We start from the raw sequence: 23,071 nt of genomic DNA on the forward strand, positions 1-23,071 counted from the left end.
GAGTACCGCAGGGCAGCCCGCTGCGAAGCAAAGGGCCGGGCGGTTCGGGGGCGACTTTTTGCCTTCTTTTTGGTCGCTCAAAAAGAAGGTCGCCCGCCGGGGCGAACTCCCGGCTGGGCCTCGGCACCAAGCCGAAGCAGCGAAGAAGCGCAGCCATGACCCTCTGGCGCCACCTCTGCTGGCCCGCCTGGCGCGACCACCCCGGCCGCGTGGTCCTGGCCGTCGTCGCCGTGATGCTGGGCGTCGCCCTCGCCTTCGGCGTGCACCTGCTCAACGGCGCCGCCCTCGCCGAGTTCGCGCGCGCCGCGCGCAGCATCGACGGCCAGCCCGACCTCGTCGTCCGCGACCGCGCCGGCTCGCTGACCGACGCCGATCTCGCCGAGCTGCTGAACCGCAGCGAGGTCGCCGCCGCCAACCCCGTGCTCGAGGCCCAGGCCCTGTGGCCCGGCCAGACGGGCCCGGAAGGCCGCTCGCTGTCCATCCGCCTGATCGGCCTGGACCCGCTCGCGCTGCTGGCCTCCGCTGCCGGTGCGCGCCCGCTGGCGCCCGAGCTCGTGCCCCAGGTCGAAGGCGGCCCCGCCGAACTGCTGGCCGCCCACACCGTGCACCTGAACGCCGCCGCGCGCGCCCGCCTGCCCGCCGGCGCGACGACGCTGAAGCTGCGCCTGCCCATCCCCGGCGCCAGCACGCCACGCGACATCGAGCTCGACATCGGCGGGCGCGTGGCGGCCGGCAACACGCCGCTGGGCGTGCTGGACATCGCCGACGCCCAGGCCCTGTTCGGCCGCCTGGGCGCGCTGGACCGCATCGACCTGCAGCTCGCGCCCGGCGTGGATGCCACGGCCTTCGCCGCCTCGCTGCCGCGGCGCTGGCAGGCCAGCCCGCCCGAGGACGAAGGCGCGCGGCTGGCCGACCTGACCCGCGCCTACCGCATCAACCTCGGCCTGCTCGCGCTGATGGCGCTGTTCACCGGCAGCTTCCTCGTCTATGCCGTGCTGTCGCTGGCCACGGCCCAGCGCCTGCCGCAATGGGCGCTGGTGGGCGTGCTCGGCGTGTCGGCGCGCATGCGCTGGCGGCTGATCCTGATGGAGGGCCTGGTCATCGGCAGCGCCGGCACGGCGCTGGGCCTGGCCCTCGGCCTGGGCCTCGCGGCGGGTGCGCTCAAGCTGCTGGGCAGCGACCTCGGCCTGCACGGCGCCAACGGCTCGTCGGCCGGCCTGCTGTTCAACCAGCCGCTGGCCCTGCCCGCCCTCGCCTATGGCGCCCTCGGCCTGGCCGCGGCCCTGCTGGCGGCGCTGGCGCCGGCCCTGACCGTGCGCCGCATCGCGCCGGCCCTGGTGCTCAAGGGCCTGGGCCTGCCGGCCGGGCGGGCGCTGCCGGCGCCGGTGGGTCTGGCCCTGCTGGCCGCCGGCGCGGCCCTGGCCTGGCTGCCGCCGCTGAAACTTCAAAACGGGGGCGACACGCCGGTGGCGGCCTATCTGGCCATGCTCTGCCTGCTGCTGGGCGGCCTGGCCCTGGTGCCGGCGCTGGTGCGCGGCATGACGGCCGCGCTGGCCCGGCTGCCGGCGGGCCTGCTGCTGCTGCTCGCCCGCGAGCGCAGCCGTGACCAGGCCACCGAGGCACGCCGCTCGCTGGCCGGCGTGCTCGTCGCGCTGGCGCTGGCCGTCGCGATGACGGTGATGATCGGCAGCTTCCGCGAGTCGCTGCTGCGCTGGCTCGACCACGCGCTGCCGGCCGACCTCTACGTCCGCTCCGCGCTGCGCGGCACCGACGGCCTGCCCGCGCCGCTGCCGCCCGCGCTGGTCGAGGGCCTGGGCCGGCTGCCCGAGATCGCGCAGGCCGCGCCACAGCGCAGCACGCGGCTGCGCCTGGCGCCGGGCGCCGACCCGGTCGCGCTGACGGCGCGCGACATCGACACCGGCAGCCTGCCCCTCGTCGAGCGCTGGACGGGCGCGCCGGCGCCGGGCGCCATCGCCGTCTGGGTCAACGAAGCCGCGCGCGACCGCGACGAGCTGCGGCCCGGCCGCGTCTTCACGGCCGAGCTGGTGGACAGTGGCCGGCGGCTGCCGCTGCAAGTGGCCGGCGTCTGGCGCGACTACTCGCGCCAGAGCACGGCGCTGTGGATGCGCCTGGCCGACTACCGCCGCGCCAGCGACGACCCGGGCACGACCGAGCTCGCGCTGTGGCTGCCGGCCGGCCAGCCGCTGGACGCCGCCCGCGCCGCCGTGCGCCGGCTGGCCGGCGACGACGCCGAGCTGGCCGCGGCCGGCGAGCTGCGCGCGATGTCGCTGCGCATCTTCGACCGCAGCTTCGCCATCACCGTCTGGCTGCAGGCCGTGGCGCTCGCCGTGGGGCTGTTCGGCGTCGTCGCCAGCCAGTCGGCCCAGGCGCTGGCGCGCCGCCGCGAGTTCGGCCTGCTGCGCCACCTGGGCCTGTCGCGCCGCGCGCTGATGCGGCTGCTGCTGATCGAGGCGGGCCTGACCGGCGGCGCCGGCGCGCTGGCCGGGCTGGCCCTGGGCCTGGGGCTGAGCGCCGTGCTGGTCTACGTCGTCAACCCGCAGAGCTTTCACTGGAGCATGGAGATGCACCTGCCACTGGGCAGGCTTGCTGCCCTCGTCGGCCTGGCCTTTGCGGCAGCCGTGGGCGCCTCGCTGCTGGCCGGCCGGCGGGCGCTGGGCCAGGACGCCGTGCGCGCCGTGAGAGAGGACGCCTGATGACGACGCGCCGCACCCTGCTGCTGGCCGCACTGCCCTGGCCGGCACACGCGGCCGCGATGAATTTCCCGGCCGACTTCGGCGCGCATCCACGCCAGGGCATCGAGTGGTGGTACCTCACCGGCCTGCTGGGCGACGCTGCCGGCGCGCCGCCGCGCTTCGGCTACCAGCTGACCTTCTTCCGCCTGCCCGGCCCCGCGCCGGCCGACCACCCCAGCGCCCTCGCGGCCCGGCAGCTGCTGCTCGGCCATGTGGCCCTGTCCGACCTGGGCGCGCAGCAGCAGCGGCATGCCCAGCGCCTGCTGCGCGCGCTGCCGGGCGCGGCCTACAGCAGGGTCGGCGACTGCGACGTCAGGCTGCGCGACTGGACACTGAAGCGCAGCGGCAACGGCTACCAGGCCAGCTTCAACGGGCCGGGCTTCGCGCTCGAACTGCAGCTGTCGACGGCCGAGCCGCCGCTGCTGCAGGGCGATGGCGGCCTCTCGCGCAAGGGCGCCGACCCCGCCCAGTTCAGCCATTACTACTCCCGCCCCCAGCTCGACACCCGCGCCACGCTGGTGCTGGACGGCCGCCGCCTGCCGCTGGCCGGCCGCGCCTGGCTGGACCATGAGTGGAGCGACAGCGTGCTCGGCGAATCGCAGGGCTGGGACTGGCTGGGCATCAACCTCGACGACGGCCGCGCGCTGACGCTGTTCCAGCTGCGCCGCAAGGACGGCAGCCGGGACTGGACCGGCGGCAGCCTGCGCACGCCGGGCCAGGCCGACCGCAGCTTCGGCCCCGACGAGGTCGACATGCGGCCCACGCGGCACTGGACCAGCCCCGCCACCGGCACGCGCTGGCCGGTCGAGTGGCGGCTCAAATGCCCCGCTGGCGAGATGCTGCTGGCCGCCGCCTTCGACGCCCAGGAGATCGACGCGCGCCGGACCAGCGGGCTGGTCTACTGGGAAGGCGCGGCCCGGCTGTTCGACACGCAAAAACGACCGTTGGGCGCGGGCTATCTGGAGCTGACCGGCTACGCGGGACGTCCGCCTCTCATCTGACCCAAAATCCGCGCCCGATGACACCACGCCAACCCACGCGCCCGACCTTCGGCTGGGACAACCTCCAAGGCGAGCGCGCCGCCGGCCTGCCCGCCGTCGACGACCTGGCCCATACGCGGCTGCTGACCAGCGGGCGCGCGGCCCTGTTCGCCGCGATGAAGGCCCTGGGCGTGCGGCCCGGCGACACGGTGCTGGCGCCGAGCTACCACTGCCCCACCCTGGTCGCGCCGCTGCGCCTGGCCGGCGCCGGGGTCCAGCTCTACCCGCTGGGGCCGGACGGCCTGCCGGCTCTGGACGCCATCACGCCTGCGCCGGGCACCAAGGCCATCGTCGTCGCCCAGCTCTTCGGCCTGCCGCGCTCGCTGGCGGCCGTGCGGGCCTGGTGCGATGCGCGCGGCATCGCGCTGGTGGAGGACTGCGCGCACAGCTTCTTCGGCCAGGCCGGCGAACGCGCCGTGGGCCGCTGGGGCGACCTGGCCACGGCCAGCCTGTCCAAGTTCTTCCCGGTGGCCGAGGGCGGCCTGCTGTGCAGCGCCGCGCCCCTGCCCGCGCAAGCCCTGCGGCCGGCCGGCGCCAAGCCGCAGATCAAGGCCTGGGTGGACCTGCTGGAGCGCGCCGCCGAACAGGATCGGCTGACCGGGCTGAACACCGGCCTGCGCGCGCTGTTCCGCCTGAAGAACGGCCCGCCGCGCGCGCCCGGCGCCGGCGGCCTGCCGCAAGACATGGACGAGGCCGCGATGATGGCCGACTGCGACCTCGCCCGCAGCGAGGACGCGCCCCCCGCGCTGACGCGCCGCCTGCTCGGCCTGCCGCGCGCACGCATCGTCGAGCGCCGCCGCGCCCACTACGACACCCTGTACCGGCTGACGCAGCGGCTGCGCGGCGCCCGGCCGCTGTGGGGCCCCCTGCCCGCCCAGGCCGCGCCCTATGTGATGCCGTTGTGGGTGGACGAGCCCGAGACCGCGGAACACGCCTACGCCGCGCTGCGCGCCGCCGGCTGCGCCGTGTTCCGCTGGGACCGCGCCTGGCCCGGCGTGCCGCACTTCCCCGACGACCACGGCGCGCTCTGGCGCCACCAACTGCTGCAGCTGCTCTGCCACCAAGACTTGACCGAAGCCATGCTCGCCCGCACCTGCGACGTGCTGACACACACCCTCGCCAAACTTCCTCAATGAGTTCCACCACCGAACGCCCCGCCTCCAAGCAGGCCCGCTCGCTCAGCGGCCTCGCGCCCTTCCTGCGCCCCTACCGCGGCCGCATCGCGCTGGCCCTGCTGCTGCTGGTGCTGGCCGCGCTGGCGACCCTCGCCTTCCCCATCGCGCTGCGCGGCCTCATCGACGCCGGCTTCGGCGCCAGCAGCCCGGGCGAGCGGCTGATGGCCCTGCGCGAGCACTTCCTCGCGATGTTCGCCGTGGGCGCGGCGCTGGGCGTGTTCTCGGCCTCGCGCTTCTACATGGTCACCTGGCTGGGCGAGCGCGTGACGGCCGACCTGCGCAACGCCGTCTACCGCCATGTGCTGCGCCAGAGCCCCGAGTTCTTCGAGACCACGCAGACCGGCGAGGTGCTGTCGCGCATCACGACGGACACCACCGTCGTGCAGACGGTCGTCGGTTCCAGCCTCTCCATGGGCCTGCGCAACACCGTCATGGGCATCGGCGCGCTGCTCATGCTGGTCGTCACCAACCCCTATGTGATGGGCCAGGTGCTGGGCATCCTGCTGCTCATCGTCGCGCCGGCGCTGTACTTCGGCCGCCGCGTGCGCAAGCTGTCGCGCGCCAGCCAGGACCGCGTGGCCGACACCTCGGCCATCGCCGCCGAGGTGCTGAACGCGGTCACCGTCGTGCAGAGCTACACGCAGGAGGCCGCCGAGAGCCGGCGCTTCGACGCCGCCAGCGAGGCCGCCTTCGACACCGCGCGCAAGCGCACCAAGGTGCGCAGCTTCATGGTGGCCTTCATCATCACGGCCGTCTTCGGCGCGATGCTCTGGGGCCTCTACCAGGGCACCCAGGCCGTCATCGCCGGCCGCATCACGGCCGGCCACCTCGGGCAGACGGTGGTCTATGTGACGCTGCTCGTCAGCTCGGTGGCCGTGCTAGCCGAGGTCTGGGGCGACGTGCTGCGCGCGGCCGGCGCGACGGAGCGCCTCGTCGAGCTGATTGAGGCCCGCTCCCCCGTGGCCGACCCGCCCGCCCCGCGCCCGCTGACGCCCGCCAGCGGCGGCAGCCGCGTCGAGTTCGACGCGATCCAGTTCCACTACCCCTCGCGCCCGCAGACGGCCGCGCTGGACGGCCTGTCGCTGGCCGTGCAGCCCGGCGAGACTGTCGCCCTCGTCGGCCCCAGCGGCGCCGGCAAGACGACGGTCTTCCAGCTGCTGCTGCGCTTCTACGACCCGCAGGGCGGCACCATCCGCCTCAACGGCGTGCCGACGCGCGAGCTCAGCCTGGCCGACCTGCGCGCCAGCGTCGGCCTCGTGCCGCAGGACAGCGTCATCTTCTCGACCACGGCGATAGAGAACATCCGCTACGGCCGGCCCAGCGCCAGCGACGAAGAGGTCATGGCCGCCGCCAAGGCGGCCTTTGCCGACGACTTCATCCGCGCGCTGCCCGAGGGCTACCAGAGCTTCCTGGGCGAGCGCGGCGTGCGCCTGTCCGGCGGCCAGCGCCAGCGCATCAGCATCGCCCGCGCGATGCTGAAGAACCCGCCGCTGCTGCTTTTGGATGAGGCGACGAGTGCCCTCGATGCCGAAAGCGAACGCGTTGTTCAGGCGGCATTGGAAGCCGCCATGCAGCACCGCACGACGCTGGTCATCGCGCACCGGCTGGCGACGATCCAGAAGGCCGACCGCATCGTCGTGCTGGACGCGGGGCGCATCGTCGACATCGGCCGCCACGACGAGCTGATCGCGCGCGGTGGGCTGTATGCGAAGTTGGCGGCGATGCAGTTTGGGTTGGAGGCACTCGACCAGGGCTGAACGCAGCCACGGGTGGCACGGCAGGCGGCGGCGCTTGCGCCCGTCATGCGGCGCGTGCTGCAGCTGCTCGCGCCGTAGCGGAGACAATGGGCACATGAGCAGCCCGCCCCGCCCTCCGCAGCAGTACGAAGACTTCATGCGCCATGTGTTCGAGCATGGCGTGCGCAAGAGCGACCGCACCGGCACCGGCACGCGCAGCGTGTTCGGCCACCAGATGCGCTTCGACCTGGCCGCCGGCTTCCCGCTGGTCACGACCAAGAAGGTGCACCTGAAGTCCATCGTGCTGGAGCTGCTGTGGTTCCTGCGCGGCGACGGCAACGTCAAGTGGCTGCAGGAGCGCGGCGTGACGATCTGGGACGAGTGGGCGCGCGAGGACGGCGACCTCGGCCCCGTCTACGGCGTGCAGTGGCGCTCCTGGCCCACGCCCGGCGGCGGCCACATCGACCAGATCGCCGACGTCGTGAAGACGCTCAAGGCCAACCCCGACAGCCGCCGCATCATCGTCAGCGCCTGGAACGTGGCCGACCTGCCGAAGATGGCGCTGATGCCCTGCCACGCCTTCTTCCAGTTCTACGTGGCCGACGGCCGCTTAAGCTGCCAGCTCTACCAGCGCAGTGCCGACATCTTCCTCGGCGTGCCCTTCAACATCGCCTCCTACGCGCTGCTGACGATGATGCTGGCCCAGCAATGCGAGCTGCAGCTCGGCGACTTCATCTGGACCGGCGGCGACTGCCACATCTACGACAACCATGTCGAGCAGGTGCAGACCCAGCTCGCACGCGAGCCGAGGCCCTACCCGACGATGACGATCAAGCACCGGCCGGCCAGCATCTTCGACTACGAGTTCGAGGACTTCGATCTGAGCGGCTACGACCCGCATCCGGCGATCAAGGCGCCGGTGGCGGTATGACGCGCATCACACTGGTGGCGATCGTCGCCCGCGACGGCGCCATCGGGCGCGACAACGCGCTGCTCTGGCATCTGCCCGAAGACATGGCTCGCTTCAAGGCGCTGACCACGGCCAAGCCCGTCGTCATGGGACGGCGCACCTGGGATTCGCTGCCGGCCAAGTTCCGCCCGCTGCCGGGGCGGCGCAACCTGGTCGTCAGCCGCAGCGTGAACACGCTGCCGGGTGCCGAGGTGTTCGCAAGCCTGCACGCCGCGCTGGCCGCCTGCGCCGCCGAACCTGAGACCTGCGTCATCGGCGGCAGCGAGATCTACGCGCTGGCCTTGCCGCATGTCGATAAGCTGGCGCTGACCGAGGTGGATGTCGACTTTCCGGATGCGGACCGGCATTTCCCGGCCTGGCCGCGCGATCAATTCATCGAAGCCCGGCGCGAAGCGCACCGGAGCGCGAACGGCCTGCGCTTCGACTTCGTCGACTATCTACGCAAGGAGTAATCACCATGTCCGAAAATGGCTTTCACGTCCACGGCCCGCACGACCACGAGCTGGAACACGCGGCCCAGCACGAGCCCAGGGGCTTCGCCGGCCAGCTGGCCGTCATCACCGCCATTCTCGCCACGGTGGGCGCCTTCTTCTCCTACATGGGCGGCGCCACGCAGGCCAATGCGGGCATCCTGAAGAACGACGCGGCCATCAAGAAGACCGAGGCCGGCGACCAGTGGAACTACTACCAGTCCAAGAGCAGCAAGCAGGCCCTGGCCGAGCTGGCCTCCGAGCTGGCGCCCGGCGAGGAGCAGAAGGCCAAGTACCGCGACAAGGCGGCCCGCTACGAGAAGGAAAAGGCCGACATCAAGGCCGCGGCCGAGAAGCTGGAAGAACAGTCCAGACACTTTGACGAGCAGAGCGAGGCGCAGATGCACACGCATCACCGCTGGGCGCAGGCGACGACGGCGCTGCAGGTGTCGATCGCGCTGGCCGCCATCGCGCTGCTGACCCGCAAGCGCTGGATGGAAGGCGCCACCGTGGTCGTCGGCGGCATCGGCGTCGTGCTGGGCGGGGCGGCCTGGCTCCATCTCTGACCCGCGGCCCTCAAAACAAAACCCCCTCGCCGCAAGGCCGAGGGGGTTGTTTCTTGGTGGGCGGTGCAGGGTTCGAACCTGCGACCCCTGCCGTGTGAAGGCAGTGCTCTACCGCTGAGCTAACCGCCCGGAATGTTGGCGCCGCGTTTTCAGGTCACCCTTGAAGGGGTGGTGGGCGGTGCAGGGTTCGAACCTGCGACCCCTGCCGTGTGAAGGCAGTGCTCTACCGCTGAGCTAACCGCCCTGAAAACCGCTGGGCTTGGCGCCGGCATCAGGATGCCCGCGCTTCCGGGAAGCCAACGATTATGCCACGGGTTGAGCAGGCTCCAGCGCGCGCCACTTGCAGGCGCCGCCGGCGGCCTTGTCGAGGTCGGCGAGCAGCCTGGCGTGGGCCTCGGCCTCGGTCGCGTCGGCGCGCAGCACCGGCAGCTCGAAACGGCTCAGGTCCACGGCCTCGAAGGCCGCATGCCCATCGCCGCCGCCGGCGTCGCCGTGGTCGTCCATCAACAGCGCGTCCTGGCCGCGCGTCAGGCGGATGTAGACGTCGGCCAGCAGTTCGGCGTCCAGCAGCGCGCCGTGCAGCACACGCTTGGTGTTGTCGACCTCGAGGCGGCGGCACAGCGCGTCCAGCGAGTTGGCCTTGCCGGGGAAGAGGTCGCGCGCCATCAGCAGCGTGTCGCGCACGCCGCCGACATGGTCGGTCAGCACGCCACGCTTGAGGCGGCGCAGCTCGGCGTTGACGAAGCCGATGTCGAAGGGCGCGTTGTGGATGACGAGCTCGGCACCGGCCAGGAAGGCCAGCAGCGGGTCGACGATCTCGGCGAACTTGGGCTTGTCCGACAGGAAGGCCTCGGTCAAGCCATGCACCCGCAGCGCGTCCTCGTGGCTGGCGCGCTCGGGGTTGATGTAGAGATGCAGGTTGTTGCCGGTCAGCTGCCGATCGACCATCTCGACGCAGCCGATCTCGATGATGCGGTCGCCCTTGTCGGCCTCCAGGCCGGTGGTTTCCGTGTCGAAGAAGACCTGCCTCATGCCGGCCTCTCGTTGCGCCGCGTGGCCCACACAAAGATGGCGATGCCGGCGACGATCATCGGCAGCGACAGCCACTGGCCCTGGCTCCAGTTCAGCGCGCGCAGGCCGAGGAAGTCGTCGGGCTCGCGGAAGTATTCGGCCACGAAGCGCAGCACGCCATAGCCCGTCAGGAACACGCCCGAGATCTGCCCGGTCGCGCGCGGCTTGCGCGCATAGGCCCACAGCAGCACGAAGAGCAGCACGCCCTCGCCGAGGAACTGGTAGATCTGCGACGGGTGGCGCGCGATGCCGTCGTTGGCCTGCGGGAACACCATGGCCCAGGGCAGGTCGGCCGGCGCGGGCCGGCCCCACAGCTCGCCGTTGATGAAGTTGCCCATGCGCCCGGCCGCCAGGCCCGTGGGCACGCAGGGGGCGATCAGGTCGGCCACCTCGAAGAAGCCGCGGCCGCGGCGCCGGCCGAACCACCACAGGCCGATCAGCACGCCCAGCAGCCCGCCGTGGAAGGACATGCCGCCCTTCCAGACCGCGAACACCTCCAGCAGATGGTCGACGTAGTAGTCGGGCTTGTAGAACAGGCAGTAGCCCAGCCGCCCGCCCAGCACGACGCCGAGCACGCCGTAGAAGAGCACGTCGTCCACGTCCTGCCTGGTCCAGCCCACGGCGGCGTGCTGCGGCATGCGCGCACGGCGGCTGGCCAGCCACAGGAAGAGGCCGAAGGCGACGAGGTAGGTGATGCCGTACCAGTGCACGGCCAGCGGGCCGATGCGGATGGCGATGGGGTCGAACTGGGGGTGAACCAGCATGCTCAATCCGGGAAGCAGGAAGCGGCCGGCATCATAGCCAGCGCCCTGCCCTGCGCCCTTGGGCCGCCCCGCTCAGGCCAGCCCGGCCAGCAGCTTCTTCGCGTCCTCGACGTTGCGCGGGTTGGCGCGCCTGTTCTGCACGAAGCGCTCCAGTGCCGCCTTCGCGCCGGCCTTGTCGCCCTTGGCCAGCAGCGCCTCGCCGAGGCGGTGGTCGATGGGCAGGCGCTCGGCGCCCTCCAGCGCGCGGGCGCGCTCCAGCGACTTGACGGCCTCGTCGGCCTGGCCCATCGCGGTCTGCACGCGGCCCAGGCCGTAGAAGCCGGCGGCCTGGCCGGGGTAGTCGCGCTGCAAGGCCTCGAAGATGCCGCGCGCCTTGGGCAGGTTCTTCTGCTCCATGAACTCGAAGCCCAGCCGCGACCAGTTGCCGCGCAGCTCGCGCGCCACGGTGTGGTCGTCGCCCGGCTTCACGCTCGCCAGCTCGCGCTCGGCGCCGGTCCAGTCCTTGTCGTTCATCGCCAGCAGCGAGCGCAGCAGCTTGGCATGCTCGGGCTGGCGGGGCTGGGCCTGGTCGGCCAGTTCCCTGGCCTTGGTGGTGCTGCCGCCGGCGAAGCCGGGGGCCATCAGATAGAACTGCGTCAGGCCGCTGCGCGCCTCGAACAGCAGCGGGTCCAGCTCCACGGCCTTGACGAACTGGGCCTTGGTCTTGGCCGCCAGGCCGGGCATCCTGAAGACGCTGGCCGTCATGGCCTGCTGGCCGTAGACGCGGCCCAGCGCATAGGCGCAGGACGCACGCCTGTCGGCGCAGGCCTGCAGCGCCGGCAGGCTGGCCTCCAGGCGCTCGGCGTCGTTGTCGTCGGCGGCGGCCAGGCCCAGCGCGATGGCGGCCTGGTCATCGTCGGGCTGGGCCTTGACGCGGGCCTGGGCCGCGCGGGCCAGCTCGGCGGACTTGCCGGCATCCAGCCAGGCCTGCCATTGCGGATCCTTGAGGACATCGGCGGACGCGACGCCGGCCAGCAAGGCCAGCGCGAGGGGAACGAGGCGAAGGGTCATGCACGGCTCTCCTGGGTGACGCACATTGAACGCGCGGCCAGGACCTGGCGATGCCCGGGTTTTCTCGATGTGACTTCAGGCACGGCGCCTCGGCACTCGGCGCAGTGACGCCGGGCCGCGTCGAGCGCTCAGCGCTTCTTCTTCGCGCCCGGCTTGAACTGCCCGAGGGCCTCCATCTGCTGCTCGCGGCGGGCGGCCTTCCTGGCGTTCAAAGAATCCATTGCTTTGCGCTGCGTCAAACCCGTCGCATCCGCCCAGGCCCACCAGGCCAGGGCCAGCGCGAATGGCGACAGTACGATCACCCACGCCCAGAAATCATCGCTGTGAAACTGCACCCAGCCGCCCAGACGCAGCACAATGAAGAGCACGCCGATCAACACGAATGCCATGCGGCATCTCCTTCAGTTATCTTTGCAACCACTGTAGTCCAACGTCCGGAAAGGTTCCCCGTGAAAGTCCTGATCCTCAGTCTCGCCCTCGTCGCTCCCGCCGCCTTCGCCAGCCAGGATCTGGCCAAGGCGAAAAACTGCCTGGCCTGCCATGCGCTGGAGACCAAGCTCGTCGGCCCCGCCTACAAGGACGTGGCCGCCAAATACGCCAAGGACAAGGATGCCTACAAGAAGCTGGCCGAGAAGATCCAGAAGGGCGGCTCCGGCGTCTGGGGCCCCGTGCCCATGCCCGCCAACCCGCAGGTCAGCGCGGCCGAGGCCGAGACGCTGGCCAAGTGGGTCTTGACCATCAAGTAAGCCCCTGCCGCAGCGAACCTGCGGCCCGGCAAAGCGCTGGCGCTTCGGCGAAGCCAAAGCCGGTTCCGCGGCAGTCGCTGGAAGTACAAAGGCCCGCGAATGCGGGCCTTTGCGTTTGCGGGAGAGCGCGGGAGGTCAGTAAGCCTGACCCAGTTGCTCAAGGATCGCGGGATTTTCCAGCGTGGAGGTGTCCTGCGTGACGCTCTCGCCCTTGGCCACCGAGCGCAGCAGGCGGCGCATGATCTTGCCGGAGCGGGTCTTGGGCAGGTTGTCGCCGAAGCGGATGTCCTTGGGCTTGGCGATCGGGCCGATCTCCTTGGCGACGTGGTCGCGCAGCTGCTTGGCGATGGCCTTGGCCTCGTCGCCGCTGGGGCGCGGGCGCTTCAGCACGACGAAGGCGCAGATGGCCTCGCCGGTCGTGTCGTCCGGGCGGCCCACAACGGCCGCCTCGGCCACCAGCTCGGTGCAGCTGACCAGGGCCGACTCGATCTCCATCGTGCCCATGCGGTGGCCGGACACGTTGAGCACGTCGTCGATGCGGCCGGTGATCGTGAAATAGCCGGTCTTCTCGTCGCGGATCGCGCCGTCGCCGGCCAGGTAGTAGCCCTTGAGCTCGGGCGGGTAGTAGCTCTTCCTGAAGCGCTCGGGGTCGCCCCAGATCGTGCGGATCATGGCCGGCCAGGGCTTCTTGACGACCAGGATGCCGCCCTGGCCGTTGGGCACGTCGTTGCCCATCTCGTCGACGATGGCCGCGGTGATGCCGGGGAAGGGCAGCGTGCAGGAGCCCGGCACCAGCGTCGTCACGCCGGGCAGCGGCGTGATCATGTGGCCGCCGGTCTCGGTCTGCCAGAAGGTGTCGACGATGGGGCAGCGACGGCCGCCGACATGCTCGTGGTACCACTCCCAGGCGGCCGGGTTGATGGGCTCGCCCACCGAGCCCAGCAGGCGCAGCGACGACAGGTCGTAGTTCTTCGGGTGCACGGCCTCATTGGTCTCGGCCGCCTTGATCAGCGAGCGGATGGCCGTGGGCGCCGTGTAGAAGATGCTGACCCTGTGCTTCTGGATCATCTGCCAGAAGCGGCCGGCGTCCGGGAAGGTGGGCACACCCTCGAAGACGATCTCGGTGCCGCCCAGGGCCAGCGGGCCGTAGGTGATGTAGCTGTGGCCGGTGACCCAGCCGATGTCGGCCGTGCACCAGAAGACGTCGTCGTCCTTCAGGTCGAAGGTCCACTTCGTCGTCAGGGCCGCATGCAGCAGATAGCCGCCGCTGCTGTGCTGCACGCCCTTTGGCTTGCCGGTGGAGCCCGAGGTGTAGAGCAGGAACAGCGGGTGCTCGGCCTCGACCCACTCGGGCGCGCAGGTCGTGGACTCGGCATTCATCAGGTCGTGCAGCCACATGTCGCGGCCCTCGACCCAGCCGATCCTGCCGCCGCTGCGCCGGTAGACGATGACGTCGCGCAGCGTGGGGCAGGCGCCGCCCTCCAGCGCCTCGTCGACGATGGCCTTCAGCGGCAGGGACTTGCCGCCGCGCATCTGCTCGTCGGCACAGATCAGCGCCACCGCGCCGGCGTCCTGAATGCGGTCGCGCAGCGATTGCGCCGAGAAGCCGCCGAACACGACCGAGTGGGTCGCGCCGATGCGCGCGCAGGCCTGCATCGCGACGACGCCCTCGACCGACATCGGCATGTAGATGACGACGCGGTCGCCCTTCTGGATGCCGCGGGCCTTCAGTGCATTGGCCAGCTGGCTGGTCCTGGCCAGCAGCTCCGCATAGCTCACGTGGGTGACGCTGCCGTCGTCGGCCTCGAAGATCAGCGCCGTCTTGGCGCCCTTGCCGGCCTCGACGTGGCGGTCCAGGCAGTTGTAGGAGACGTTCAGCCGGCCGTCCTCGAACCACTTGAAGAAGGGCGCATGGCTCTCGTCCAGCGTCTTCGTGAACGGCGTCTGCCAGCTCAGCAGCTCGCGGGCCAGGCGGGCCCAGTAGCCGGCGTAGTCCCTTTCGGCCTCGGCCACCAGCGCCGCATAGCCGGCCTCGCCCCTGACGTGGGCGTTGGCGACCCAGTCGGCACCGGGAGGATAGGTATTCAGCGTGCTCATGGTCTGTCTCCTGGAAGTGGCTGGCGCGGACTGTGCGTGGGGCGACTGACGATGCCCTGACGACGTGACAACCGTCACGCCACCTAGAATCGCGCGCCATTGTTGCCCGGCCCCCAAGACCATGCGCCCCGCCCCTCAGTTGCGCCCCCTGCCCCGCCTGATCTTCGCCAGCCGCTGGCTGCAGCTGCCTCTCTACGTCGGCCTCATCGCGGCCCAGGCCATCTATGTGTGGCAGTTCTGGACCGAACTGGTGCACCTGATCGAGGCCGCCTTCGGCAACGAGCATGCGCTGGAGCTGCTGGCCGGCAGCGTCGGCGCGAACGGCGCGGTGCCCGGCCGGCTGACCGAGACGCTGCTGATGCTGGTCGTGCTGGGCCTCATCGACGTCGTGATGATCTCCAACCTGCTCATCATGGTCATCGTCGGCGGCTACGAGACCTTCGTGTCGCGCATGAACCTGGAGAGCCACCCCGACCAGCCCGAGTGGCTGAGCCATGTGAACGCGTCGGTGCTCAAGGTCAAGCTCGCCACGGCCATCATCGGCATCAGCTCCATCCATCTGCTCAAGACCTTCATCAACGCCGGCGCCTACGAGGAAAAGCAGCTGATGTGGCAGACCATCATCCACGTCGCCTTCCTGCTGTCGGCCATGGCCATCGCCGCGACGGACCGGCTGCTGCCGAAGCCGGTCCACCAAGACGGCGCAGACCACTAACGCCCGACCATCTGCCCCGGCACGACCCAGGCGTCGAACTGCTCGGCCGTCACGTGCCCCAGCGCCAGCGCGGCCTCGCGCAGGCTGCTGCCGTCCTGGTGCGCCTTCTTCGCGATCTGGGCCGCCTTGTCGTAGCCGATATGGGTGTTGAGCGCCGTCACCAGCATCAGCGAGCGCTCCACCAGTTCGGCGATGCGTGCCTCGTCGGGCGCGATGCCGACGGCGCAGTGCCTGTCGAAGCTGGCCATGCCGTCCGCCAGCAGGCGCACGCTCTGCAGGAAGTTGTGGATGACCATGGGCCGGAACACGTTCAGCTCGAAATTGCCCGACATGCCGCCGATGTTGATGGCCACGTCGTTGCCCATGACCTGGGCGGCCAGCATCGTCACCGCCTCGCTCTGCGTCGGGTTGACCTTGCCCGGCATGATGGACGAGCCCGGCTCGTTCTCCGGGATGCGGATCTCGCCGATGCCGCTGCGCGGGCCGCTGGCCAGCCAGCGCACGTCGTTGGCAATCTTGTTCAGGCTGGCGGCCAGCGTCTTCAGCGCGCCGTGGGCATGGACCAGGGCATCGCAGGAGGCCATGGCCTCGAACTTGTTCGGCGCCGTGACGAAGGGCTGGCCCGTCAGCCGCGCCAGCTCCGCCGCGACCGCTTCGGCATAGCCCGGGGGCGCATTCAGCCCCGTGCCGACGGCCGTGCCGCCCAGCGCCAGTTCGTGGAGATGCGGCAGCGCAGCCAGCAGATGGCGCTCGCCGTGGGCCAGTTGGGCGACCCAGCCCGAGACCTCCTGCCCCAGCGTCAGCGGCGTGGCGTCCTGCAGATGGGTGCGGCCGATCTTGACGATGCCGTCGAAGGCCTCGGCCTTGGCCTGCAGCGTGGCCCGCAGCGCGCGCAGCGGCGGCAGCAGGCGCTGCGTCAGTGCCTGCACGGCCGCGACATGCATGGCGGTCGGGAAGACGTCGTTGCTGCTCTGGCTGCGGTTGACGTCGTCGTTGGGATGCACGAGGCGGCCCTCCCCGCGCACGCCGCCCAGCAGCTCGCTGGCGCGGTTGGCCAGCACCTCGTTGACGTTCATATTGGTCTGCGTGCCCGAGCCCGTCTGCCAGACCACCAGCGGGAACTCGCCGGCGTGCCGGCCGGCGATGACCTCGTCGGCCGCCTTCACGATGGCCTCGGTCTTGGCCGCATCCTGCAGGCCCAGCGCCTGGTTGACGACGGCCGACGCGCGCTTGACCTGGGCCAGTGCCCGGATCAGCTCCGGCGCCTGGCGCTCGCCGGAGATGTCGAAGTTCTGCAGCGAGCGCTGCGTCTGCGCGCCCCACAGCCGGTCGGCCGGCACCTCGATGGGGCCGAAGGTGTCGCGTTCGATGCGGGTGTTCATCCGAGGGTCTCCTGGCAGGCTGTAAGCCGGATTGTGGGCAGGGCGCCGGATAATCCCGGTCGCAGTCCATCCTCACCCGACTCCGCCATGACCGCCACGATCCGCCAGCAAGACCTCATCGACAGCGTTGCTGCCGCCCTGCAGTACATCTCGTACTACCACCCGGCCGACTACATCGCCCACCTGGCCCGCGCCTACGAGAGCGAGGCCTCGCCGGCGGCCAAGGACGCCATCGCGCAGATCCTCACCAACAGCCGCATGTGCGCCGAGGGCCGTCGCCCGATCTGCCAGGACACCGGCATCGTCAACGTCTTCCTGAAGATCGGCATGGACGTGCGCTGGGAAGGCTTCGCCGGCAGCATCGAGGACGCCGTCAACGAAGGCGTGCGCCAGGGCTACCTCAACCCCGAGAACAAGCTGCGCGCGAGCGTGCTGGACGACCCCATCTTTGCGCGCAAGAACACCAGGGACAACACGCCTGCCGTCGTGCAGATGGAGGTGGTGCCCGGCAACACGGTGGACGTCATCGTCGCGGCCAAGGGCGGTGGCTCGGAGAACAAGAGCAAGGTCTATATGCTCAACCCCAGCGACGACATCGTCGACTGGGTGCTGAAGACCGTGCCGACCATGGGCGCCGGCTGGTGCCCGCCGGGCATGCTGGGCATCGGCGTCGGCGGCACGGCCGAGAAGGCGGCCCTGCTGGCCAAGCAGGCGCTGATGGAAGACATCGACATGTACGAGCTGCTGCAGCGCGGCCCGCAGAACAAGCTGGAAGAGCTGCGCATCGAGCTCTACGAGAAGGTCAATGCGCTCGGCATCGGCGCCCAGGGCCTGGGCGGCCTGACCACCGTGCTGGACGTGAAGATCAAGACCTTCCCGACCCACGCGGCCAGCAAGCCCATCGCGATGATCCCGAACTGCGCGGCCACGCGCCACGCCCACTTCGTGCTGGACGGCAGCGGCCCGAGCTTCCTCGAAGCGCCGAGCCTGGACCTCTGGCCCGACGTGCACTGGGCGCCCGACTACAACAAGAGCAAGCGCATCGACCTGAACGCGCTGACGCCGGCCGAGGTCGCGAGCTGGAAGCCCGGCGACACGCTGCTGCTGAACGGCAAGATGCTGACCGGCCGCGATGCCGCCCACAAGCGCATCCAGGACATGCTGGCCAAGGGCGAACCGCTGCCGGTGGACTTCACCAACCGCGTCATCTACTACGTCGGCCCCGTGGACCCGGTGCGCGACGAGGTCGTCGGCCCGGCCGGCCCCACCACGGCCACGCGCATGGACAAGTTCACCGACATGATGCTGGCCAAGACCGGCCTCATCGCGATGGTCGGCAAGGCCGAGCGCGGCCCGGTCGCCATCGAGTCGATCAAGAACCACAGGAGCGCCTACCTGATGGCGGTGGGCGGCGCGGCCTACCTCGTCAGCAAGGCCATCAAGGGCGCCAAGGTCGTCGGCTTCGCCGACCTGGGCATGGAAGCCATCTACGAGTTCGACGTGGCCGATATGCCGGTCACCGTGGCCGTGGACGCCAGCGGCACCAGCGCCCACGTCACCGGCCCGGCGGACTGGCAGCAGCGCATCGCCTCGGGCAAGGCCGTCGGCATCCCGGTCGCCGTCGCCTGACGCCGCCACAATCGGGCGGCCACAACGACCGCCCGACATGATCCACATCCGCGCTATCCAGCCCACCGACCGCGCCGCCTGGCAGCCGCTCTGGGACGGCTACAACGCCTTCTACGGCCGCGCCGGCGAGGCCGCCCTGCCCGTCCCCGTCACCGAGACGACCTGGGCGCGCTTCTTCGACGCCGCCGAACCGGTGTACGCCCTGGTCGCCGTGGATGAACACGGCGCGCTGCTCGGCCTCGTGCACTACCTCTACCACCGCAGCACGACGCGCATCGAGCCGACCTGCTATCTGCAGGACCTGTTCACCGCTCCGGAGGCCCGCGGCCGCGGCGTCGGCCGCGCGCTGATCGAGGGCGTGTACGCCGCGGCCCGCGAGGCCGACGTGAAGCGGGTCTACTGGCAGACCCACACGACCAACGCCGCCGGCCGCGCCCTCTACGACAAGCTGGCCGAGCACCGCGGCTTCATCGTCTACGGCCACGACGTCTGAGGAAACGACCATGAGCAACAACATCCGCGCCTACGCCGCCCACACGGCCGGCGGCCCGCTGCAGCGCTTCGACTACGACCCCGGCCCGCTGGGCGACGAGGATGTCGAGATCACGGTCGAGCACTGCGGCATCTGCCACTCCGACCTCGCCATGATCGACAGCGAGTGGTTCCCGGCCAGCTACCCCGTCGTGCCCGGCCACGAGGTCGTCGGCCGCATCACGGCCCTGGGCCCGCATGCCAAGGGCCGCCGCATCGGCCAGCGCGTCGGCGTGGGCTGGCATGCCGGCAGCTGCACGCACTGCAACTTCTGCCTCGGCGGCGAGCAGCATCTCTGCGCCAAGCGCCAGGCGACGCTGATCGGCCGCCACGGCGGCTTTGCGGACCGGCTGCGCGCACATTGGTCCTGGGCCATCCCGCTGCCCGAGTCCCTCGACCCGGCCGCGGCCGGTCCGCTGATGTGCGGCGGCGGCACGGTCTTCCTGCCCTTCGTGCTGCATGCCATCAAGCCGACCGACCGCGTCGGCGTCGTCGGCATCGGCGGCCTCGGCCACATGGCCGTCAAGTTCGCGCGCGCCTGGGGCTGCGAGGTCACGGCCTTCACGTCCTCGCCGTCGAAGCGCGACGAGGCGCTGGCACTGGGCGCGCACCGGACCGTGTCCAGCGTCGACAAGGCCGAGCTGAAGGCCGCCGCCGCCAGCCTGGACTTCCTGCTCATCACCGTAGGCAGCACGCTGAACTGGGATGCGCTGCTGGCCACGTTGGCGCCCAAGGGCCGCATGCACCTCGTCGGCGTCGTCACCGACGCGTTGAGCCTGAAGAGCGGCGGGCTGCTGGGCTGGCAGAAAAGCCTGTCCGCCTCGCCCACGCCGCCACCTGCGGTGTTGAGGACCATGCTGGACTTCGCGGCCCGCCACCAGATCCTGCCGCAGGTGGAGCGCTTCGCGATGGGCCGCGTCAACGACGCGCTGGACCACCTGCGCTCGGGCAAGGCGCGCTACCGCGTCGTGCTGGACGCGGATTTCTGATACGGCTTCGCAATCAAAGCGCTCACTGCGTTGCTTCGCCTTGCCGTGCTCAAGCACTGTCTGCGGCTTCGCGCCTCGTGATCACTTCGATTGCGAACCCGTATGTGCCGGCTCAGGCTGCCGACGGCGGCCCGGCGTGATGCACGACCCGCTGCGGGTAGGGAATCTCCACACCCAGGCCCTTCAGCGTGCGCAGGATGGCCAGGTTGACGTCCGAGCGCACGCCGCCGCTGCCGTTCTCGGGGTCCGAGATCCAGAAGTAGACGGTCAGCTCCAGCCCGTCGGCGGCGAACTGGCTGAGCTGCACGGACGGCCCCGGGTCGGCGAGCACGCGCGGCACATCCTTGGTGGCAGCTGCCAGCGCGGCGATGACGGCGTCCACGTCGCAGCCGTAGCTGACCTGCACGAGGGTGGAGAGCAGCACCCGCGGGTCGGCCAGAGATGAGTTCTCGACGCGCTGCGTGATCAGGTTCTCGTTGGGGACGATGGCCTCCTTGCCGCCCAGCGAGCGGATCACCGTGTAGCGCGTCTTGATGTCGGTGACGCGGCCCTCGAAGCCGTCCACCTTGACCATGTCGCCGATGCGCAGCGAGCGCTCGGCCAGGATGACGAAGCCCGACACATAGTTGGCCGCCAGCTTCTGCAGGCCGAAGCCCAGGCCCACGCCGAGCGCGCCGCCCAGCACGCCCAGGGCCGTCAGGTCGATGCCCGCCGCCGACAGCGCGAACAGCAGGCCGATGAAGAGCAGCAGCGCGCGGATCGCGTTGGCCGCGATCTTGCGCATGGACAGGTCCAGCGACTCGCGCCGCAGCAGCTGGGCCTCGATGGCGGACGAGGCCCACAAGGCCAGCACCAGCACGAGGGCGGCGGTGAGGCCGCCTTCGATCATGTTGCGCAGCGTCAGGTGGACGTTGCCGACCTTCCAGCCGATGTCGTCCAGCGCGTCCATCATCACCGGCCACAGGCCGGTGATCCACAGCACGGCGCCGATCCAGACCAGCCAGGAGCCCAGCCTCTCGACGCCCTTGATGAAGGTCGAGCTGGGCCAGGCGGCGGCCAGCACGCGGGCGACGAGGCGGATGGCCGCCAGCGACACCAGCAGCGGCAGCGCCAGCCGGAACAGCGCCGGCGGCAGATTCCACAGCGGCAGCAGCCCGCGCGCGGCCATCGCGAAGGCGAGCGCCAGCAGCGGGAACAGCGCGCCGTCGATGATGCGCGCGCCGAACAGCACGCTCAGGTGGCGGCGCTCGCTCGCGCGGGACAGCACGGCGCTGACCAGGCCGGCCAGCAGCAGGCTGGCCAGCAGCAGCATCCATTCGCCCAGCGCAGCCACGCTGAAGGCGCGGCCGAGCAGGGCCTGCAGTTCGTTCAGGCTCAGAGGTTGGTGCATGGAGTTCTAGTCAGTTGGGGACAGAGCTGCTCGCTTCGTTCGGGCGGTCTGTCCCGCAAAGGTCACAAATCGGCAAGGGCGCGCAGGTGGACGGCCACGCTGCGCGACAGCGCATGCAGGTTATAGCCACCCTCAAGCACCGACACGATGCGGCCGTGCGCATAGCGTTCGGCCACGGCCTTGAGCCTGAGCGTGATCCATTCGTAGTCGGCCTCGACGAGGCCGAGCTGGCCGAGATCGTCGTCGCGGTGCGCGTCGAAGCCGGCGGAGACGAAGATCATCTGCGGCTGGAAGCGCTCCAGCGCCGGCAGCCACATGGCCTCGACGATCTCGCGCACGTCGCCGCCGCGCGTGTAGGGCGGCACGGGCACGTTGACCATGTTGGTGCCCTTGGGCACGGCGCCGCAGTAGGGGTACAGCGGGTCCTGGAACAGGCTGACCATCAGCACGCGGTCGTCGCCCGCGATGATGTCCTCGGTGCCGTTGCCGTGGTGGACGTCGAAGTCGGCAATGGCGACGCGCTTGAGGCCGCGCACGTCCAGCGCATGCCGGGCCGCGATGGCCACGTTGTTGAAGAAGCAGAAGCCCATGCTCTGGTCGCGCGTGGCATGGTGGCCGGGCGGGCGCACCGCGCAGAAGGCGTTGTCGGCGCGGCCGTCGATGACGACGTCGGTCGCACGCACGGCCGCGCCCGCGGCGGCCAGCGCCGCGGCCCAGGTGTGGGCATTGGCCGAGGTGTCCGGGTCCACCGCGCAGCGCCCGCCGGTCTCGGCGCATTCGCGCAGCCGCGCGCCGATCTCGGCGACATAGCCGTGGGTGTGGGCGAGCTCGACATCCTTCAGGTCCACCGGGCCGGCGTCGAAATGTTCGAGGGCCTGGCCCAGCCCCGAGGCGATCAGCCAGTCGTCGATGGCGGCGAGCCGCTCGGGGCACTCGGGATGGCCATCGCCCATGTCGTGGCGGCGGCAGGCGGGGGGGTTGAAGTACGCGGTGGGCATCTGCCGTTGTCTCTTGCTATGGTCCAGCCTCATGACGCAACCACGAACGCTGACAACGCAACTGCTGGCGCTGCAAAACCAGATTAGCACGGTCATCAAGGGCAAGCCGGCACAGATCGCCGATTCCCTGGCCTGCCTGATGGCCGGCGGCCACCTGCTGATCGAGGACCTGCCCGGCGTCGGCAAGACCACGCTGGCCCATGCGCTGGCCATCTCCCTCGGCCTGAAGTTCTCGCGCCTGCAGTTCACGGCCGACCTGCTGCCCAGCGACCTGCTCGGCGTGTCCGTCTACGAGCGCGAACGCCAGGGCTTCGCCTTCCACCCCGGCCCGGTGTTCGCGCAGGTGCTGCTGGCCGACGAGATCAACCGCGCCGGCCCCAAGACGCAGAGCGCGCTGCTGGAGGCGATGGAGGAGCACCAGGTCAGCATCGAGGGCGTCAGCCACCCGCTGCCCGAGCCCTTCTTCGTCATCGCGACGCAGAACCCCAGCGAGCAGCTCGGCACCTTCCCGCTGCCCGAGTCGCAGCTGGACCGCTTCCTGATGTGCATCTCGCTGGGCTACCCCGATGCCGCCGCCGAGCGCGAGCTGCTGATGGGCCAGGACAGCCGCGAGCTGCTGCGCGCGCTGCAGCCGCTGATGACGCCGGCCGAGCTGATCGCCGCCCAGGCCGCCGCGCGCGCCATCCACGCCGCGCCGCCGCTGCTGGACTATCTGCAGGCCCTGATCGCCGCGACGCGCTCGGGGCAGTGGTTCGTCGAGGGCCTGTCGCCGCGCGCCGGCCTGGCCGTGCTGCGGGCGTCGCGCGCGCGGGCCCTGCTGCAGGGGCGCGACTACGTTTCCCCCGACGACCTGCAGGCCATCCTGCCGCAGACCATCGCCCACCGCCTGCAGCCCCGCGCCGGCGCCGGCCGCGGCGCGCGCGAGCAGGTGCGGGCGATGATCGAGGCGATACCGCTGCCATGAAAGAAAAAATGCAAACACAGAGGCACGGAGACACG

At 70.8% G+C, this 23,071-nt stretch carries 21 protein-coding genes and 2 tRNA genes; 13 read left to right on the forward strand and 10 right to left on the reverse strand.

The annotated features are described in order from the left end of the window. Positions 1-155 precede the first annotated feature (155 nt). From NYP07_RS05060 to NYP07_RS05090, 7 genes are all read left to right on the forward strand, one after another. The gene (locus NYP07_RS05060) at positions 156-2,714 is read left to right on the forward strand and encodes an ABC transporter permease (RefSeq protein WP_268148097.1); all 2,559 of its coding nucleotides are present in this window, start codon (positions 156-158) and stop codon (positions 2,712-2,714) included. Continuing rightward, a complete protein-coding gene (locus NYP07_RS05065; protein WP_268148099.1) occupies positions 2,714-3,754 on the forward strand; it encodes a lipocalin-like domain-containing protein in 1,041 nt (346 codons plus the stop codon). Before NYP07_RS05060 ends, NYP07_RS05065 begins: the two co-directional genes overlap by 1 nt. 17 nt (positions 3,755-3,771) lie before the next feature. Next, a complete protein-coding gene (locus NYP07_RS05070) occupies positions 3,772-4,929 on the forward strand; it encodes a DegT/DnrJ/EryC1/StrS family aminotransferase (RefSeq protein WP_268148101.1) in 1,158 nt (385 codons plus the stop codon). Beyond that, entirely contained in the window at positions 4,926-6,725 is a 1,800-nt protein-coding gene (locus NYP07_RS05075; protein WP_268148103.1) for an ABC transporter transmembrane domain-containing protein, read from the forward strand. Before NYP07_RS05070 ends, NYP07_RS05075 begins: the two co-directional genes overlap by 4 nt. A 94-nt stretch (positions 6,726-6,819) precedes the next feature. Further along, a complete protein-coding gene (locus tag NYP07_RS05080) occupies positions 6,820-7,635 on the forward strand; it encodes a thymidylate synthase (protein WP_268148105.1) in 816 nt (271 codons plus the stop codon). Then, on the forward strand, positions 7,632-8,126 hold the full coding sequence (locus tag NYP07_RS05085) for a dihydrofolate reductase (RefSeq protein ID WP_268148107.1): 495 nt from the start codon (positions 7,632-7,634) through the stop codon (positions 8,124-8,126). Before NYP07_RS05080 ends, NYP07_RS05085 begins: the two co-directional genes overlap by 4 nt. Positions 8,127-8,131: 5 nt before the next feature. Next, entirely contained in the window at positions 8,132-8,710 is a 579-nt protein-coding gene (locus tag NYP07_RS05090; protein ID WP_268148109.1) for a DUF4337 domain-containing protein, read from the forward strand. Between the two features lie 54 nt (positions 8,711-8,764). Here NYP07_RS05090 and NYP07_RS05095 read toward each other — a convergent pair. The 6 genes from NYP07_RS05095 to NYP07_RS05120 all read right to left on the reverse strand — a co-directional run bounded on the left by NYP07_RS05095 (position 8,765) and on the right by NYP07_RS05120 (position 11,984). Continuing rightward, a tRNA-Val gene (locus NYP07_RS05095) sits at positions 8,765-8,839 on the reverse strand. 40 nt (positions 8,840-8,879) lie between these two features. Then, positions 8,880-8,954 (reverse strand) — tRNA-Val (locus tag NYP07_RS05100). Positions 8,955-9,013: 59 nt separating this feature from the next. Further along, entirely contained in the window at positions 9,014-9,742 is a 729-nt protein-coding gene (gene dnaQ / locus NYP07_RS05105) for a DNA polymerase III subunit epsilon (RefSeq protein ID WP_268148111.1), read from the reverse strand. After that, on the reverse strand, positions 9,739-10,545 hold the full coding sequence (gene lgt, locus NYP07_RS05110; protein ID WP_268148113.1) for a prolipoprotein diacylglyceryl transferase: 807 nt from the start codon (positions 10,543-10,545) through the stop codon (positions 9,739-9,741). The genes dnaQ and lgt overlap by 4 nt, the downstream gene beginning before the upstream one ends. A gap of 72 nt (positions 10,546-10,617) precedes the next feature. Next, positions 10,618-11,595 (reverse strand): tetratricopeptide repeat protein, encoded by a 978-nt coding sequence (locus NYP07_RS05115; protein WP_268148115.1) that lies wholly within the window; start codon positions 11,593-11,595, stop codon positions 10,618-10,620. A gap of 128 nt (positions 11,596-11,723) precedes the next feature. Further along, positions 11,724-11,984 (reverse strand): TIGR04438 family Trp-rich protein, encoded by a 261-nt coding sequence (locus tag NYP07_RS05120; protein ID WP_268148117.1) that lies wholly within the window; start codon positions 11,982-11,984, stop codon positions 11,724-11,726. A 60-nt stretch (positions 11,985-12,044) separates the two neighbouring features. On the opposite strand from NYP07_RS05120, the gene NYP07_RS05125 reads away from it, so the two are divergent. Beyond that, positions 12,045-12,341, forward strand: coding sequence for a c-type cytochrome (locus NYP07_RS05125; RefSeq protein ID WP_268148119.1), 297 nt, complete (start codon positions 12,045-12,047; stop codon positions 12,339-12,341). 135 nt (positions 12,342-12,476) lie between these two features. Here the strand turns inward: NYP07_RS05125 and acs are convergent, their stop codons facing one another. Beyond that, complete coding sequence (gene acs / locus NYP07_RS05130) at positions 12,477-14,438, reverse strand: acetate--CoA ligase (RefSeq protein ID WP_268148121.1); 1,962 nt, start codon at positions 14,436-14,438, stop codon at positions 12,477-12,479. A gap of 121 nt (positions 14,439-14,559) precedes the next feature. Here acs and NYP07_RS05135 point away from each other — a divergent pair, with 121 nt between their 5' ends. Continuing rightward, positions 14,560-15,153, forward strand: a complete 594-nt coding sequence (locus tag NYP07_RS05135; RefSeq protein WP_268148123.1) for a TIGR00645 family protein — start codon at positions 14,560-14,562, stop codon at positions 15,151-15,153. Here NYP07_RS05135 and fumC read toward each other — a convergent pair. After that, complete coding sequence (fumC, locus tag NYP07_RS05140) at positions 15,150-16,535, reverse strand: class II fumarate hydratase (RefSeq protein ID WP_268148125.1); 1,386 nt, start codon at positions 16,533-16,535, stop codon at positions 15,150-15,152. The genes NYP07_RS05135 and fumC overlap by 4 nt on opposite strands. A gap of 87 nt (positions 16,536-16,622) precedes the next feature. Here fumC and NYP07_RS05145 point away from each other — a divergent pair, with 87 nt between their 5' ends. From NYP07_RS05145 to ahr, 3 genes are read left to right on the forward strand one after another with little or no spacing between them, the layout of a single operon-like run. Beyond that, complete coding sequence (locus NYP07_RS05145) at positions 16,623-18,164, forward strand: fumarate hydratase (RefSeq protein WP_268148127.1); 1,542 nt, start codon at positions 16,623-16,625, stop codon at positions 18,162-18,164. Positions 18,165-18,201: 37 nt separating this feature from the next. Further along, positions 18,202-18,657, forward strand: a complete 456-nt coding sequence (locus NYP07_RS05150; protein WP_268148129.1) for a GNAT family N-acetyltransferase — start codon at positions 18,202-18,204, stop codon at positions 18,655-18,657. 10 nt (positions 18,658-18,667) lie between these two features. After that, a complete protein-coding gene (gene ahr, locus NYP07_RS05155) occupies positions 18,668-19,684 on the forward strand; it encodes an NADPH-dependent aldehyde reductase Ahr (RefSeq protein WP_268148131.1) in 1,017 nt (338 codons plus the stop codon). 112 nt (positions 19,685-19,796) lie between these two features. On the opposite strand, the gene NYP07_RS05160 is transcribed toward ahr, so the two are convergent. Continuing rightward, positions 19,797-21,074, reverse strand: coding sequence for a mechanosensitive ion channel family protein (locus NYP07_RS05160; protein WP_268148133.1), 1,278 nt, complete (start codon positions 21,072-21,074; stop codon positions 19,797-19,799). A gap of 62 nt (positions 21,075-21,136) precedes the next feature. Beyond that, positions 21,137-22,072 carry a histone deacetylase family protein gene (locus tag NYP07_RS05165; protein ID WP_268148135.1) on the reverse strand — a complete coding sequence of 312 codons (936 nt, stop codon included), beginning with the start codon at positions 22,070-22,072 and terminating at the stop codon, positions 21,137-21,139. Between the two features lie 31 nt (positions 22,073-22,103). On the opposite strand from NYP07_RS05165, the gene NYP07_RS05170 reads away from it, so the two are divergent. Continuing rightward, positions 22,104-23,036: an AAA family ATPase gene (locus NYP07_RS05170; protein ID WP_268148137.1), complete on the forward strand. Its 933-nt coding sequence runs from the start codon at positions 22,104-22,106 to the stop codon at positions 23,034-23,036. Positions 23,037-23,071 lie beyond the last annotated feature (35 nt).

The sequence above is a fragment of the Pelomonas aquatica genome, from assembly GCF_026712205.1.
In the GTDB taxonomy this organism is placed as follows: Bacteria; Pseudomonadota; Gammaproteobacteria; order Burkholderiales; family Burkholderiaceae_C; genus Pelomonas; species Pelomonas aquatica.